The 15893-nt window shown below is 70.1% G+C and carries 14 protein-coding genes and 1 pseudogene; 6 read left to right on the forward strand and 9 right to left on the reverse strand.

What is annotated here, in order from left to right:
• Positions 1-79 precede the first annotated feature (79 nt).
• From ACFYRY_RS05045 to ACFYRY_RS05060, 4 genes and pseudogenes are all read right to left on the reverse strand, one after another.
• Entirely contained in the window at positions 80-706 is a 627-nt protein-coding gene (locus tag ACFYRY_RS05045; protein WP_389140136.1) for an NAD(P)-dependent oxidoreductase, read from the reverse strand.
• 233 nt (positions 707-939) lie between these two features.
• Entirely contained in the window at positions 940-993 is a 54-nt protein-coding gene (locus ACFYRY_RS05050; RefSeq protein WP_389141090.1) for a beta-ketoacyl synthase N-terminal-like domain-containing protein, read from the reverse strand.
• Between the two features lie 165 nt (positions 994-1158).
• Positions 1159-2103 carry an aldo/keto reductase gene (locus ACFYRY_RS05055; protein WP_389140138.1) on the reverse strand — a complete coding sequence of 315 codons (945 nt, stop codon included), beginning with the start codon at positions 2101-2103 and terminating at the stop codon, positions 1159-1161.
• A 222-nt stretch (positions 2104-2325) separates the two neighbouring features.
• A pseudogene (locus tag ACFYRY_RS05060) lies at positions 2326-2466 on the reverse strand (XdhC family protein); the annotation flags it as partial.
• Positions 2467-2749: 283 nt separating this feature from the next.
• Here ACFYRY_RS05060 and ACFYRY_RS05065 point away from each other — a divergent pair.
• Positions 2750-3325: a TetR/AcrR family transcriptional regulator gene (locus ACFYRY_RS05065; protein WP_389140141.1), complete on the forward strand. Its 576-nt coding sequence runs from the start codon at positions 2750-2752 to the stop codon at positions 3323-3325.
• Positions 3326-3592: 267 nt separating this feature from the next.
• Here ACFYRY_RS05065 and ACFYRY_RS05070 read toward each other — a convergent pair whose 3' ends face one another.
• Entirely contained in the window at positions 3593-4582 is a 990-nt protein-coding gene (locus ACFYRY_RS05070) for an Lrp/AsnC family transcriptional regulator (protein WP_389140144.1), read from the reverse strand.
• Positions 4583-4692: 110 nt separating this feature from the next.
• On the opposite strand from ACFYRY_RS05070, the gene ACFYRY_RS05075 reads away from it, so the two are divergent.
• From ACFYRY_RS05075 to ACFYRY_RS05090, 4 genes are all read left to right on the forward strand, one after another.
• Complete coding sequence (locus ACFYRY_RS05075; protein WP_389140147.1) at positions 4693-6201, forward strand: MFS transporter; 1509 nt, start codon at positions 4693-4695, stop codon at positions 6199-6201.
• Between the two features lie 57 nt (positions 6202-6258).
• On the forward strand, positions 6259-7419 hold the full coding sequence (locus tag ACFYRY_RS05080; protein ID WP_389140149.1) for a sensor histidine kinase: 1161 nt from the start codon (positions 6259-6261) through the stop codon (positions 7417-7419).
• Positions 7416-8108 carry a response regulator gene (locus ACFYRY_RS05085; protein ID WP_389140152.1) on the forward strand — a complete coding sequence of 231 codons (693 nt, stop codon included), beginning with the start codon at positions 7416-7418 and terminating at the stop codon, positions 8106-8108. The genes ACFYRY_RS05080 and ACFYRY_RS05085 overlap by 4 nt, the downstream gene beginning before the upstream one ends.
• Before the next feature lie 180 nt (positions 8109-8288).
• Positions 8289-9704: a hypothetical protein gene (locus ACFYRY_RS05090; protein WP_389140154.1), complete on the forward strand. Its 1416-nt coding sequence runs from the start codon at positions 8289-8291 to the stop codon at positions 9702-9704.
• 64 nt (positions 9705-9768) lie between these two features.
• Here the strand turns inward: ACFYRY_RS05090 and ACFYRY_RS05095 are convergent, their stop codons facing one another.
• The 3 genes from ACFYRY_RS05095 to ACFYRY_RS05105 all read right to left on the reverse strand — a co-directional run bounded on the left by ACFYRY_RS05095 (position 9769) and on the right by ACFYRY_RS05105 (position 12497).
• Positions 9769-10821 (reverse strand): alpha/beta fold hydrolase, encoded by a 1053-nt coding sequence (locus ACFYRY_RS05095; protein ID WP_389140157.1) that lies wholly within the window; start codon positions 10819-10821, stop codon positions 9769-9771.
• A gap of 11 nt (positions 10822-10832) precedes the next feature.
• A complete protein-coding gene (locus ACFYRY_RS05100; RefSeq protein WP_389140159.1) occupies positions 10833-11627 on the reverse strand; it encodes a maleylpyruvate isomerase family mycothiol-dependent enzyme in 795 nt (264 codons plus the stop codon).
• Positions 11628-11906: 279 nt separating this feature from the next.
• Positions 11907-12497, reverse strand: a complete 591-nt coding sequence (locus ACFYRY_RS05105) for a malonic semialdehyde reductase (RefSeq protein ID WP_389140162.1) — start codon at positions 12495-12497, stop codon at positions 11907-11909.
• Between the two features lie 237 nt (positions 12498-12734).
• Between ACFYRY_RS05105 and ACFYRY_RS05110 the strand changes: the two genes are divergently transcribed.
• On the forward strand, positions 12735-13016 hold the full coding sequence (locus tag ACFYRY_RS05110) for a hypothetical protein (RefSeq protein ID WP_389140165.1): 282 nt from the start codon (positions 12735-12737) through the stop codon (positions 13014-13016).
• 29 nt (positions 13017-13045) lie between these two features.
• Here the strand turns inward: ACFYRY_RS05110 and ACFYRY_RS05115 are convergent, their stop codons facing one another.
• Positions 13046-15706 (reverse strand): discoidin domain-containing protein, encoded by a 2661-nt coding sequence (locus ACFYRY_RS05115; protein WP_389141092.1) that lies wholly within the window; start codon positions 15704-15706, stop codon positions 13046-13048.
• Positions 15707-15893 lie beyond the last annotated feature (187 nt).

A 15893-nucleotide genomic window follows, 5' to 3' on the forward strand; every position in this document is an offset into this window, starting at 1 on the left:
TCTTCGCGACGGAAGATCGGCTCATGGAAGCTGGTCGCCCCGGGGGGCGTCGACAGAGCGCCGGGGGCGCCGGGACGCGTCAGTCGGTGATCACAGCACTGCGGTGGACCCACTCATCGCCGCGCACGGTCTGGTACATGAAGGCGGCGACGTCAGCGCGACTGATGGCCGGGTTGCCCTTCATCGGCAGCCGGTCGCCGGCGTGGAACGTGCCCTGGGCGGGGCCGTGGGTCAGCCGGGTCGGAAGGACCACGGTCCAGTCCAGCCCGCTGTTGCGGATCCGCTCGTCCGCGATCTCCTTGTCGGCGTAGATCGCCCGCGTGACCGTACGGTAGATCAGCTTCTGGGCGGTACTCGCCCAGTCGTAGGTGTGACCGACACCGAACGACGACAGCCACACCAGCCGTGAGACACCTGAGGCGCGGGCCGCACCGACAACCGCTGCCGAGGACCGTGTGAACAATTCGCCGGCCGTCACCGCACTACCCCGGCCCAGGGCCGAGAGAATCGCGTCGTGACCGCCCGCCACCGTGGCGATGTCCCGTTGCGAGGTGGCGTCACCGATGACCGGCGTCACCTCCTCGGCCAGGTCACCCAGGGCCTCCGGGTCGCGTACGAAGGCCGTGACCGAGTCGCCCGAGCGCACAGCCAGATCGACGAGATGACGTCCGGTGGGGCCGGTCCCACCGAGAATGAGCAGTTTCATGACAGGGATACCTTCCACGAGAGGGACCCCGAAGCGGACAGTTATCCGTTACCGACGAAGGTAGTGGACAATTGTCCGGTCAGCAATCCCGCTTACCAGGTCGACGTCACCTCCGTCCCGGAGGCCGGGCACGCAGGCCGTCCATGACCAGGTCCAGGAGACGGCCGGCCTGGGCACGCCAGTCACCGTCGACGTCGACCTGCCAGATGCCGGCGATGACCCGGAGGAAGTCCTCACTCCAGGGAGGACGAGCATGCAGTGTCCACCGCCATGCTGGGGCCGCCCATGTCCAGCGTTGCGGTAGAAGGTCCCCTGCCCCACCCCCGCCTTCTCGGCGATCACGCTCAACGACACCTCCGCCGAACGCGACAGCTCGACCAGCACCACTTCCCGGATGCGCTCCCGGTTGCGCTGCGCGTCAGACCATGGAACATCCTCCGGCCAAGGCCTGCTCACGGAGAGAGTTCTCCCAGTCGTCCGAGTTCCGTCTCGGTGAGCCGGAACGTCTGTGCGCCGGCGATCTCCTCGGCCTGCTGCTGCTTGGAAGCACCCGGGATGGCCACGACGGTGTCGCCGTAGAAATGGATCAGCCAGTTGAGCGCCACCTGGGCGCGAGAGACGCCGTACGCGTCCGCGATGGCGCCCATCTCACGCATCAGTGGGCGGCTGCGGTCCAGGTCCCGGGCCCGGCCGAACATGACCTTGCGCAGCAGTGGCGCCTGCCGCATGGCGTCGGGGTCGTCATGGAAGCGTCCGGTGAGTATGCCGGTGTGCAGCGGCGAATACGCGATCAGCGTGATTCCGAGTCTGCGGGCGGCGTCCAGCACGCCGTTGCGCTCGATGCTGCGGTTCAGCAGGCTGATCTGCACCTGATTGGCCGCCAGCTCGACGCCTTCGGCACGCAGGGCCGCAGCAGCCCGGGTCATCTGCCGGGCGCTGAAATTGCTCACCCCGACCGACCGGATCTTGCCGGCCCGCAGGAGTCTCGCCATCTCGCGCATCTCGCTCTCGACAGACGACAGCCCCCACGGTTGATGGATCTGGTACAGGTCGATGGGATAGTCCTGCAGCGCACTGATCCGGTCACCGATCGTGCGGGCGATACTGGAGGCCCGGCGGCCGAACGGCAGCCACTTGGTGGCGATCACCACCTCGCCAGGCCGTACACCCGCCGTACGCAGCCCCGTGGTCAGCGCCCGTTCGGACTCCCCACTGCCGTACCCCTCCGCCGTGTCGAACCAGTTCACCCCGCCCGACAACGCGGACTGGACCACGGCGTTCGGCTCCCGCGTCGGGTAGACCCCGGCGGTCATGCCGGTCATGGCCATCTGCGCACACCCCAGACCGATCGGCGTGATCTCGATGTCGCTCCGGCCGAGCCTGCGCCTGTCAGCCATCTCACCCTCCAAGGAACATGGCGGTATCCGAGTCGATCTTCAGGTCTTGGGACGTTCAGGCACCCCGAGCGGCCCGCTGACCCGCGTCACGGTGGATCGCCGTCGGGGCCTCGGTGAGCGGACGCCTGTTAGGCGACCGGCATGCGCCAGGGCCTCGCACAGCAGGGGCACGTCGAACTTGGCGTCGTGCGTGAGGACGCACAGGACGGTGCGCGGGAGAGCCACGGCGGTGCCGTCGCGGTCGACGGCGAGGGTCGCCCCCAGCTCCCGTGGCGCGCTGCCACTGACGCCGACCACGGTGGCGACGGTGAACTCCCTGCCCTCGTCGAGCCATCGAGTCAACTCCTGTGCGATGTCCAGCACTTCACGCCTGCGCAGACAGAACGCGATGGGGTCCGACGGACGGGTGACCGGGAGCAGCCCTGCGGCCAGCCGGACGATATGGGCCGGTCGGAATCGACCAGCCATACGCTTCAATGGTGGGAAACGCCCGTAGCGGGTCATGGGACCTTGCCTGTGCGGCACAATCGCACCCCTAAGCGGACTACTGTCCGATACCCTGGGGAAACGTATCGGACAGCAGTCCGCTTAGCAAGTGGGCTCAACGGGCTCGGGGTGTGAACCCTGGAGGAAGGGGAGTGGAGCCTTGAGGAACGATGGACCTCAGCGCTCGGACGCGCAGCGCAACCGGGAGCGCATCCTGGAGGTGGCCCTGGTCGAGCTGTCGCGTTCGGCGGATGTGCCGTTGAGTGTCATCGCCAAGAAGGCGGGGGTGGGGCAGGGCACCTTCTACCGAAACTTCCCCAACCGCGAGGCACTCGTCCTGGAGGCGCACCGGCACGAGGTGCAGCAGCTCACCGAGGGTGCGACCGAGCTGCTCGAGACCAAGGCACCGGACCAGGCCCTGCGCGAGTGGATGGACAGGCTGGCCCGCTTCGCGGTGGCCAAGGTGGGACTCGCCGAGGCGATGCGCCAGACCATCGGCACGTCGACCGCCTCGGCGCAGCCTGGGTACGCGCTGGTGGTCGCGGCGATCACAGCGCTCCTCGACGCCAATCACGAGGCCGGCACCATCCGCCCCGGCGTGACCGCCGACGACTTCATCCTGGCCATCGCCGGCATCTGGCAGATCGATGTCCACGGCGACTGGCACGCCCAGGCCGCCCGGCTCCTGGACCTGATCATGGACGGCCTGCGCGCCGGCGCGCCCGGCCCACGCTGACGGCAGAGCGGGCGAACCAGCCACCGACACGGGGCCCAGCAGGAAGAGGGGGCAGTGGGCCCGGGTGTGGGTGACGTTGGTGGTGCCGCCGGTGGACAGCATCAGGGAACGTGCCAGCTGGTTCGGCTTCATGCGATACGGCTCACCGGACCTGCGCAAGGCCACCAGAACGTCGAACTCGGTCCCGGTCAGGCCGAGTTCGTCCAGTTCACGCCGCGTACCGCGATCCAGGGCCGTGGCAACGGATGCGTCAGCGACACCTGGGCCCTACCCGCTCTGCTCCTGCGCCAACTGCTTGACGCGCCACAGCACGGGCGACGTCTCCGCGTGCGCCACTCCCGGGAGGCTGCCGAACCGTTCGGTCAGGTACCGGAACAGCTCGTGGGAGTCACGGGTGGCGACGACGGCCACCAGGTTGCACGGGCCGCCGGCTATCGCCCCGACGTAGGAGACCTCGGGGTGGCGCGCGAGAGCCTCACCCACGTCCCGCAGCGCGGAGGGTACGGCGGTGACCCACAGGAAGGCCCTGGTGCCGAACCCGAAGCGGTCCGGCGCGTATTCCACGTCGAGATACACCGCTCCGGACCCGATCAGCTGGGAGAGCCGGCGTCTGACCGCCGTCTCGGAGCGGCCGGTGACCCGAGCCAACTCGGGGTAGGTGGTCCGGCCGTCCCGCTCCAGCGCGCGGACCAGCGGTTCGTCGTCCTCCGTGATCCGTACCGGCGCCGCCGCCTCCGGTTCGCCGACCGGGTCCCGCAGTTGTGCGGCCTCCTGTGGCGTGAGGGCGGGTGTCTTCTCCAACCAGCTGGACGGCCCTCCGAAAAACCTGTGCAGGAACTGGTAGGCGTGGATCCCTACGATGGTCGGGGTGCGCGGCAGCTTGGCGAGGATGAGGTCCTCGTACTCCCCGCGCGAGCGGACGCGCATCCTGCAGAAAACCTCGGTGCCGGCCGACGCCACGGTGATCCACGTCGTGTCGGGGCGGCGAGCCAGGGCCCTGGCGATGGTCTCCGAGCCGTCCGGCGTGCAGCGCAGCCGCAGCAGCCACTCCTCCTGCCCCAGGCGGATGCCGTCGCGCGCCCCCACCACGCGCAGCCCCACCGAGGAGCGCAGCTTCCTGAAACGCCGGGCGACCGTCTGGTCCGAGACGCCCAGCGCCTCAGCGATCCGGCTGAAGGGGGCGCGGCCCGCGACTTCCAAGGCGTGCACCAGTTTGAGGTCGACGAGGTCGAAGGCGTCGGATGGCACTTCCCCCACCCCCTCCCATGTCGGAATCCGGCAGTGGTGCCGTCGCGGCTAGGGAACGGTACCGCCCTGTCCCAGGCTGCGGAACGTTCACATCTCAAGTTTTCAGGAGAAGGCCGATCATGCCGAAGTGGAGGCCGCTGATCGCGGCTTGTCTGGGAACGTTCATGCTGTTGCTGGACGTGTCGATCGTCATCGTGGCCATGCCGGACATCGCGAAGGCCCTCGGCGCCTCGGTGTCCGACCTGCAATGGGTCATCGACGTCTACGCGCTCGCGCTCGCCGCCCTGATGCTGGGTGCCGGCGTGGCCGCGGACATCATCGGCCGCCGCCGGGTCTACATGGTGGGGACGGCGCTGTTCGCCCTGTCGTCCCTGGCCTGCGGTCTGGCGCCGAACGTGACGATGCTGGTGGTGTTCCGAGGCGTCCAGGGCATCGGTGGCGCCGCCATGTCCGCCACGACGCTCTCGCTGATCGCGGCCTCGTATCAGGGCCGGGACCGCTCGATCGCGCTCGGCGTGTGGGGCGCGGTGACCGGGGCGGCGTCCGCGCTCGGCCCGATCGTGGGCGGTGCGATCACGGAGAGCGTCGGCTGGTGCTGGATCTTCTTCGTCAACCTGCCGTTCAGCGCCCTGGCGATCTGGCTGACCCTGCGGGCGATCCGCGAGACGAAGTCCGCCGGCGGACGACACATCGACTGGGCCGGAACGGCGGCCTTCGCGCTGTTCGCGGGCGCGACCACGTTCGCCGTGGTCCGGGCCGGGGAGGTCGGCTGGGGGGCGTCACCCACGCTGCTCGCCTTCGCCCTCGCCGCGGTGGGACTGGTCGGCTTCGTGCTGATCGAGCACCGGGTGACCTCACCCCTGCTCGATCTGCGGCTCTTCCGCAGGCCCGCCTTCGTGGGTGTGATGACCGGGTCGCTCGCCCTGAACGGGGTGGCGTTCGGGGTGCTTCCGTTCACGTCGATCTGGCTGCAGAGCGTGCTGGGCATGGGTGCGATCGGTACGGGTCTCGTGCTGCTGCCGCTCGCCACGGCCGCGTTCGTCGTCGCCGGGCTGGGCGGCCGGCTGCTGCACTCGGTGCCGCCGCGGCCGGCGATCGGCGTCGGCCTGCTGCTGATCGGCGCCGGGACCCTGGGGCAGGCCGTTCTGCACGCCGGCTCGTCCTGGCCGGTGCTCATCGCGGGTCTCGTGGTGACGGGCTTCGGGGCCGGCCTGGTGAATCCCTCGGTCGCGGGCGCCGCCCTCGCGTCCGTGCCACCCGAGAACGCCGGGATGGCCAGCGGGGCGGTGAACACCTTCCGGCAACTCGGATACGCGTTCGGCGTGGCCGTCTTCGGTACGGTCGCCACCGCACGCATGGAACACTCCCTCTCCGCCGCCCCCGATCCCCGGGCCGCCGCCCACGCCCTCGCCGGCGGCGGGGCGGACGCGCTCAGCCGGTTCATCCCGGCGCGGGACCTGCACGCTGCCTTCGCCAGTGGGCTCGACGCGGCGTACGTCGTGGCCGGCGGGCTCGGCCTGCTCGCGGCGATCCTGGTGTTCGTCCTCGTGCCGAGTACGCGCGGCACCGGTCCGACGCCCGAGGGGCCGAAGGCACACTCGGCCCGCCTGGAAACGGAGACCGCCTGATCGCGACGGTGCACTCGACCAGATGTGCGGACAGCCGCGTAGGACGGGAGGACGACCATGATTGCCTGGGCTCGGCGCCATGCCCGCGCTGTGGACATCGCGTTCGTGGTCGGCTTCGCCGTGGTCATGATGCTGCCGTTGCCCCAGAGACCGGCGGCGTGGCAGAACAGCTCCCCGCTGTGGCACGCGATCCTGGCAGCCCTTCTCGCCGGCCCGCTGCTGCTCCGCTGGCGTCGGCCGCGTCCGGTCTTCGGGTTCCTGGTGCTGGCCACGTTGGCCACCTGGGCGCCGGCCGGTGGGTACGTCGGGCACCTAGCCCTCCCGATCGCCGGGTACGCCATGGCCGTGTCGGTCGAGCGTTCCCTCGCGGTACGGGACACCGCGGCGGCCCTGCTCGTCCTCCTGCTGCCCACGCTGTGGACCATCCCGGACGGCACCGCCGGAGCCGTGCTCGAGGCCGAGGCATGGACCGCGCTCGGCTGCGTCCTGGGAATGGCCACGGCGAGTCAACGTCGGTACTTCCGGGAGGCACGGGAGCGGGTGCGCGCGGCCGAGCTGTCCCGGGAGGAGGAGGCCGCCCGACGAGTGGCGGAGGAACGGCTTCGCATCTCCCGGGAACTGCACGACGTCATCGCCCACCACGTCGCGGTGATCAACGTCCAGTCCGGGGTCGCCGGGCATCTGCTGCGGACCGACCCCGACGCGGCCGAGCAGGCCTTGCACACGGCCAGGGTTTCCGCGCAGACCGTCCTGGCGGAGCTGGGCGGAGTGCTGGCCGTTCTCCGGCACGACACGGGCGCCGAGGGGCTGCGGGCACCGACTCCCGGGATCGACCGGATACCGGACCTGGTCGCGACCAGCAGCGGACAGGGACATGCCGTGAATCTCGAGGTCGAGGGGACGTCTCAGGAGACTCCCGACGGCGTCGGACTCACCGCCTACCGGGTGGTGCAGGAGGCGCTGACCAACGTCCACAAGCATGCCCCCGCGGCGGCCGCCCGCGTTCGGCTCAGCTGGGAACCACAGCGGCTCACGGTCTCGGTGACCAACGAGCCCGGGACGTCGCCGACCGATCCTCCGGCGGCGGGCAACGGGTTGGGCTTGATCGGTATGCGCGAACGAGTGGCGGCGGCCGGCGGTGCCCTGACTGCCCAAAGGCTTCCGGACGGCGGGTTCCTGGTCCGTGCGCAGCTTCCCCTGGAAGGGAGAACGTCATGACCGTCCGTGTCCTCCTCGCCGACGACCAGAGTCTGATCCGCAGCGGGTTCCGCGCGTTGATCGATTCCGCGCCGGACCTCGAGGTGATCGGCGAGGCCGGTGACGGTGACGAGGCGGTGGAGCTCGCCCGGACCTCGAAACCCGACGTCGTGTTGATGGACGTACGGATGCCGGGCCGGGACGGATTGTCGGCCACGGTCGAGATCTGCGCCGATCCCGGCCTGACCGGTACCCGCGTCCTGATCCTGACCACCTTCGAGGTCGACGAGTACGTCTTCGAGGCGCTGCGCGCGGGGGCGAGCGGGTTCATCGGCAAGGGGATCGCGCCCGGGGAACTGCTGGAGGCCATCCGCGTCATCCACCAGGGCGAGACCCTGCTGTCCCCGCAGGCCACACGTCACCTGGTCACCGCCTACCTGACCCAGCCCCGCCCCGGCGCGAACGCCCTGAACAAGCGACTCGAGGTCCTCACCGAGCGGGAACGCGAGATGGTGGCGCTGGTGGCCACCGGAGTCAGCAACGACGAGATCGCGGCCGAACTGGTTCTCTCTCCGCTCACGGTCAAGACGCACATCAATCGGGCGATGACGAAACTCCATGCCCGTGATCGCGCCCAGCTGGTGGTCATCGCCTATCAGACCGGACTGGTCGACCCCGGACAGGCCCGGCCCGACGCTCCACCCGGCTGACCGGTTCGGGCGGGCTCCACCCGTCTGCGACGAGGGGCGCTGGAAGTCCGCTGCTGCGCGGCAAGCCTGGCCCGCTGACCGGTTCTGCGGGTGTCCACCCGTCTGCTGCGTCCGCGGTACGTCGACGAGCCTGCGCCCGGACGATGCCCGGGACAAGCGCCGCTCGCCAAGGTGGACGGCATGGTCACCACTCGCGACATCACCGCCCAGGGCCTTCGGCCCCCGTCCACGATTTCTGCTCGCGGCCACGCGTCGACGGGCGAGCAGGAGCAGGGCCCTCCCCCGGGCTCACCACCACGACCACGCATACCGTTCACCGCGACAGGCCGTGCGGCCGGCGGCCGTCTCGTCCTGGCCGCGGCCGCCGTCTACGCCGTCCTGTGGATGTTCCTGCGGGACCAGACCGCCTCCCTGCAAGGGCAGTTCGGCGAGCTGGTCGGCGCGGAGGCGGTGCTGTCGATGACCGTGTCGGCCGTGCTGGCCGTCGGCTCCCCTCGGGTGGATGTGGCGTTCGGTGGTGCCGGGCGCCGTCAGCGCTGGCATCGCGGAACCGCGCTCATCGGCCTCGCGCTCGTCATCGCGCACCTGCCGATCGTCGTCGACAACTACGAGGACCCCGTCGGGGTCATCCTCGCCGTGGTGAGCCTCCTGCTGTTCGGGATCCTGACCGGGCTCGCGGTGCTGACCCCCGGCGGATGGTTCGGGCGTCGGCGCGGACCGCTCGGCTGGATAGCACGCCTGCGCTACGACCGCTGGAAGGCCATCCACCGGCTGACGGCCGGCGCGCTCCTGGCGGGGATGGGCCACGGCCTGCTCGACTCCAGCGCCCTCAGGCACCAGCCGGTCCTCGCCGCGATCTACCTCGCGATCTGCCTCGCCGGGACGGCCGCCCTCGGCTATCAGCTGATCCTGCGCCGGTCCCTCCTCCGCGGCTCCGAGCACCGCGTCCTGGACGTCCGGCAGGTCGCCGCCGACGTCCGGGTCATCACGATGCGCCCGATGGGTGAGCCGTGGGCACCGGCGCCGGGACAGTACGTGGACGTCGAGTTCGCCGGAATCCCACACGGCGCTCACCCGTTCACCGTCGTCCGCTCCGACTCGGACGGGACGCTCCAGATCGCCGTGAAGGCCAACGGCAACGACACCATGGCCATGCACGACAGGATCGGCACCGGTGCCCGGGCCTGGGTCCAGGAGCCGCGCGGGGACTTCCACTACCAGCGCGTGGACGAGCGGCAGATCTGGATCGCGGCCGGGATCGGCATCACGCCGTTCCTGAGCTGGATCCGTTCACTGTCAGAAGCTCACCAGGGCGTCGTCGACCTGTGGTACTCGGTCAGGGGCCTGACCGAGGCGCCCTTCCTCGACGAAGTCACCGCCGCGGCACGAGCCTTTCCCTGGCTGCACCTGCACCTGGTCGTCACTCAGCGGGACGGGCGCCTCACGGCGCAGCGAGTTCTCACCGAGGGCATGGCCGGACGAGACGCCTCGGCGTTCCTCTGCGGCCCGCCCGCCATGATCCGCACCTTCGCGCGGGATCTCCGGGCCCTGGGCCTCATCGGGTCCGTTCACCACGAGGCGTTCTCGCCCAGGTGAAGTCCGCCGGACCGCGCACCGGCTGTCGAGGAGTTCCGCCTCGGGGCCGGGCCGGCAGCGCACTCTACGGCGTGGCGCGACGGGTGCCCGCCAGGGCTTCCACGGCTGCAGCGACCTGGCAGGGGTTGGAGATCATGGTGAGGTGGCGGGCTCGGGGGATGAGGATGGGGGGTGGTGCGCCGATGCGCCGGGCGGTCTGCTGCGGGGTCTGTGTGCTGAACATGCCGTCCTGGGCGCCGAACACCACGGACTTGGGGATGCGGACGGCGGCGAGTCGGGCCACCTGGCCGGCGGGGAGGCCGGGCACACTCTGGCCGATCATGTTCCACAGCGCGGTCTCGGCGCCCGGTACCCGCAGCGGCCGGCGCCACTCGTCCACTCCGGCGGAGTTCAGCGGCGGGCAGGCCGGTCCGCACTGGGCGTCGTAGAAGGAGCGGATCAGCCAGTCGGAGCCGAGGCCGAGACGCAGCAGGCTGGTGCGGTAGGGGTCGATCAGCAGGTATGTGAGGCCGGACGGCGGACCGACGCCGGTGTCCAGGGCGTCCCCGTCGAGCAGCATCACGCCCCCGATTCGTGCTGGGGCGCGCAAGGACGCCTCGGTGACGACCGCGGCTCCGCTGGAGTGGCCCACCAGCAGCGGGCGTTCGCCGGGTCCGCCCAGATGCATGGCGCTGAGGAAGCCCAACAGCTGCCGGGTGAGGTGGGCGACGGAGTAGGGGCCACGGCGTTCGCTGTAGCCGTCTCCGGTCAGGTCCAGCGCGTAGACCCGGTGATCGCGGGCGAGGATCGGGGCGAGGCGTGACCAGGTGTCCGCCTGCTCGAAGGCACCGTGGACGAGGACGACGGGCGACCCGCTCGTCCCCCAGGTCCGGTACCGGGTGCGGACATCGGCCGCCTGCACATAACGCAGCCCTCGCGGCGGAGCGGCACGCCCCGCGGTGCACACGTTGTAGACCAGGGAGGCCGTGGTGACCGCCGCGAGCAGAACGGTGCAGAGGTATGCCGCGCGTCGCGGCCACCGCCTGAGCCGAGGACGGCGCCGCGGGGGCACGCTCTGCGCGGCGTCGGAATCCACCGGCCGGGTTTCGGCCGGACCGGCCCGATAGTCGGCGTCCACGTCGATGTGACTCAGAACCCGGGAAAGACGCGCCGTAGGTCGTCCAGTGTCAGTGCGGCACCGGTGAGGGACACGCTCGTCGGCGTGTACGCGGGCGCGTGCCGGCCGGTCGTGAGGCGCAGCCACCACTCCGCGGGCGCGCTCAGCACCGCGTCGGGGTCGGCCGGCGCGTCGCCGAGCGCGACCGTCTCGTCGAGGTGGAGGCCGAAGGACCTGTCGGGCGCGGTGGTCCGGATCGCGAGGCGGACCGGACGACCGTCCACGGCGTCGGCCTTGCCGAGGCGGCCGATGAGGAGACCGGCCTGGTCGAGCAGCGGCCCGGTCGCGTCCGACGCCAGGACGGCCGCCGGATCGAAGGCGACCTCGACGTCCCAGGTGTGGAAGGTGAACTCGCTGAGCCGCAGGCCCGCCACGGTGGCCACATCCACGGGCATCGGCAGGAAGCCGAGGTTGATCCGCAGGTTCTCGCGCGTCTGCGCGTCGAGGCTTTCGTAGCGGGTCACCAGCGTCTCGTTGGCGGGGACGAAGCCCTCCGCCCGCTCGCCCGGGGACATCGCGTCCCAGCGTGCCCACACCGACGTGTTGAAGTCCGCGTCCTTGGGGCCGGTGCCGTCCAGAGCGCCCTCGAGGACGGCCAGGGCGATCTCCGCACCGCTGCCCAGGTGGCTGAGCACCTGCGACACATCCCACGCGGCCGCTCCGGACTCCTTGGTGAGGTCGGCGGCACCGAAGCCGCGCACCAGTGAGGCAAGGTGATCGTGTCCGCTGCGCAGGGCGGCGATGATTCGGTCGGCGCGTTCAGTCATGCTCGTCTCCACAGTGGTAGGCGGTTTCCAACGGTCGTCTGCGTGCTCATACTGCGCCTCGTCCGCGAGCAACCGCGGGTGAGGGGCAGCGCGTACCCGTGCGAGCACCTCTCGGCCCTCAGTCCAACGGCCTTGCCGTTTCCAGCAGTTGCCGTCCGGCCGCCCTTGAGGTCGATGAGATGAACAGTGCACTGGCTGTCCAGCAGGATGACGTCGGCCTGCTTGCCGGGGCGCAGCGAGCCGGTACGGTCGGCGAGGCCCTTGTCACGCGGAGCCGCCTCAGACCGTGGTGACGACCTGGTCGTAGTCCAGGCGCGGGGAGCGCGGGAACCAGGCACCCTCGCCCGGCTTGCCGATGTTGACGACCATCAGGGGGGTGTGGTCGTCGTCCAGGAACTCCTTCTGGACACCCGCGAGGTCCACGCCCGTCATCGGACCGGCGGCGAGACCGGCGGCGCGCACGCCGATGATGAAGTAGGCGGCCTGCAGGGCGGCGTTCAGGGGGGCGTGCTTCTCTCGGAACGCGCGCTCACCCCAGACGAGGTCCTTGGCTTGCGGGAAGTGCGGGTGGAGCTGCGGCAGATGCTCGTGGAACTCGTTGTCCGCGGACAGGATGGCGACCAGCGGTGCGGCGGCGGTCTTCTGCTGGTTACCCTCGAAGAGGTGCTTCACGAGGCGCTGGCGGGCCTCGGCGGAGCGGACCAGCGTGATGCGCAGCGGCGACCCGTTCATGGAGGTCGGGCCATACTTGACCAGGTCGTAGATCGCCTGCACCTGCTCGTCGGTCACCGCCTCGTCGGTGAAGGTGTTGGCAGTGCGGGCCTCGCGGAACAGCAGGTCCTGGGCGGTGGGGTCGAGAACGAGAGACATGGGGAACTTCCTCGGGTGGCGTCTCGATCCGAAGCGGACAATTGTCCGTTTCGGCTGACGTGACGAAGGTACGCGAAGGACGCTTAAAGCCTCAATAAAAACCGGGGCGAGTGATCAGCGTCACAGAGGGCGCCCCGGGAACGGCTGACGGACCCCGGCCTGCCGGCCTCGGGCAGCGTGGAGGGCATTGTCCAGCAGCATGGCGATGGTCATCGGCCCCAGGTCCCTGGTCCGCGAGTGGCACATCGCCACCGTCGCGTCGCGAGCGAGCAGCAGCTGTGCCGCGGGCGCCCCACGAGGACTGTGGCCAACCCGGGGGCGGTGCCGCCCCGCGCCACCAACTCGCCGACTCCGGCGGCGACTTGCGCTCTCAGCGCCGAGGACGTGTCGCCGGGGGTGCCGCTCCCCCGGTTGCTCGCCCTCTACCAGCGCGGCCGGTTTCCGTTCGACGGACTCGTGACCAGGTACCCGTTCGACGGGATCGAGGAGGCCGCCGCCGACGTCAGTCCGGGGCGATGATCAATGCCGTCCTCAGGATGCCCGATCGTTCATTGAGGCGCTGTCAGGACCTGCACCTCGGCGAGTGCGAGTTGGTTGGTCCCGGCGAGTTGGACGCGGACGTATCGACCGGTGCGCCCCACGTCGATCGTGCTCGGCCTGCCGGCCTGTTCGCTCTGGTGCGTCGACCACACTCCTGGCTGAGTGAGGGTGTCGCTGAGCGAGGCGGAGGTGAACGGCGTGTCGGACACGAAGACGTAGTAGTCCGCGAGCCGGTCGGCGCAGCAGTCCGCCCGGTTGTGGACGGCGATCTTGTCGATCGGGTAGGAGGCTCCGGTGTCGACCTGCCACCAGGGTTGCGTGTCGGTCTTGGTGCCCGCGTAGTCACGCAGGTCGTCGTCCACGGCATAGCTCGCCGGGTAGTTGGACGAGATGGTCGAGGACTGCTCGGCGGGTTTGCCCAGCGCGACGTCGGGCGCCGGAACCACGCCGGACGCCGCGCCGGCGGGTGTCGTGACGGTCACCGAGGTCACTTTCGTGCCGGAGGGTGGGGTGGCAGTCAGGAAGGCAGGCGAGTGCACCGTCACGGACGCGGCGGGCTTACCGGCGAAGCTCACCCGGGTGCGGGCCGTGAATCCGTCCCCGGCCACGAAGACCTTTCCGTCCGCGGCCTGGGCGTAGCTGACCTGCGGGGCCCGGTCGGTCACCAGATCCCGGAAGTCGTCCTGCAGGCCGGCGTCACGTATCGTCCCCGACGGCAGGTCGCTCGCCGTCGGCCGTAGGGGTAGGGCCTTGTTGTCCGTGTAGGTGACGTCGATTCCGCCGGGCGGCGTGCAGTGGTACTGGCCGATGGGCTGCGCTGAGTAGTTGCCCGTCACGTCGAAGTGTCCGGTGGTCTGGCAGCCGCCCTGGGACAGCTTGCCGTTCCATTCGACATTGCCGTCCCAGTTGATCCACTTCGCTCCCGCGTCGTCGTACCAGGTGAAGTTGACGTTGCCCTGGTCGTAGGCGACGTTGCCGGTGGCGTGCAGTCCGTGCGCGATGCTCGCGGCGCGGTCGACGGAGCCGTCGGCGGCGAGGACGGTCCGGCCCTGGTGGCCCTCGGCGTAGATGGCGCCGCCGTCGCCGAGTACCTGCATGAAGCCGTGGATCAGGTTGGCGCTGATCGTGTTGTCGCTGTTGATGTTCGTGGTGTTGTCGGGGTGGTCGACGTTGTCGACGTGTCCCTGGATGACGCCCGCGCTGATCCCGGTGTACGGGACGTCCCGGATGTCGTTGTGCGTCACCGCGGTGTGCTGGGTGAAGAACAGCGTGATGGCCGCCGCGCTCGGGTAATCGGTGCCGACGTGCTCGATCAGGTTGTTGTCGATCGTGTTGTACGCGTTGATCTCCCGGTCGTCCGCGCCCACGTCGGACGGGTGCGGGTCGGTGGTGTCGCCGAGGATCACGCCGTTGCCGGCTATGCCGCTGAACACGTTGCCCTGGATCGTGTTGTGCCTGCTGCCGTACTCGAAGACCAGCCCCGCCGCGCCCAGGCCGGTGAACGTGTTCCGTTCGAAGGTCACGTCGTGCGCGGCACTCCACTGCACATTGCCCGGCTGACGGGTCAACGAGCCGAACGGGCAGGTGCCCGGCGGGGTTCCGAACGTGCATGTCCCCTGCGGGTGGGTGGGGTCGTCGCCGGTGAGCCGCAGGTTGTCCTGCACGTCGGCGAACCCGGCGGCCGAACTCGGCTCGTTCCAGGTCGCGTACGCGAACCGCAGCCCCCTGAACGTGATGTCGTGCACCGGCTGATCGAGGGTGCCGGCGCCAGTGACCAGCGCGGTCAGACGCGGTGCCTCGATGTCGAGACGGTTCACGTCCTGCCCCGGCAGCGGAACGTAGTTCAGCTCATGCCGCTTCGGGTCGAGATACCACTGCCCGGTGTGCAGGAACGGGTACGCGTTCTCCATCCGGGTCGGCGCGGTGCCCGGTTTCATGTTGGGCAGGCCTCCGGATGCCTGGGTGAACACCGGGCGGCTGGTGATGTTGCGCCAGCAGGGCTGCTGCATCAGCACGGTGGCCCCACTGACGGAATCGACACGGCAGCGCGACTCGGTCCAGTCCCCGTTCTTCCCGGTGTAGGCGAACTCCACCCGCGACATCGCGGCGGCACCGATCCGGTCCCGCAGTGCGGCGGCCCAGTCCGACGAGGTGGTGTAACCGCCGTCGGCGGCCGCGAAGGTGACGCCCTGCTCGTCCGGGGTGGTCTGCGCGATCGGCGCCTGCTTGCCGTCGACGTAGATCTGCCGTGTGGCGAGGCCCGTGGGAATCGGAGCGGACCAGACATTCTTCGCCGGATCGGTCAGCCGCCAACCCCTCACCCGCGTCGCGCCGTTCAGCACCGGACGAGCGCCGGGTGCGGAGGTCCAGGTCACCCGGTGCCCGTTGCGGCCGGAGTCGGCCGGTCCGAACCGCAGGGGCGCGGTGAGCCGGTACGTGCCGTCGGACAGCTCTACGACGACATCCCTGCCCGCGCCCTGGTCTCCGGCCAGCACCTGCCGCTCACGTTGCTGCGCGCCGAGCAAGGAGCAGGGCCGCGACAGGGTGCACGCCGATCCGGACCCGTCCGGTGCCACGCGGAGCAGCACAGGTGGTGCAGCGGGCGCCGCGGAGGAGGAGGTCGCGGTGCCGAGAGCGCCGACGAGCAGTGCTGCCGTCAGGCCGGACACCAAACGAACCAATCTATTCATCGGACCTCCGAGCGTCCGGCTGACACCCACATGGCCAGCTGTGGAATGAGCTCCTGCCCCCCGGCCGTCGCACAGCAGCCAGGGTGTTATCACCGTTCAGATAGGACGTCAAGCCAATGTAGCTGCGGTGACGGGCACGACGGGTGGACGACTTGGAACATCGATC

This window comes from Streptomyces sp. NPDC005263 (assembly GCF_042872365.1).
GTDB lineage: Bacteria > Actinomycetota > Actinomycetes > Streptomycetales > Streptomycetaceae > Streptomyces.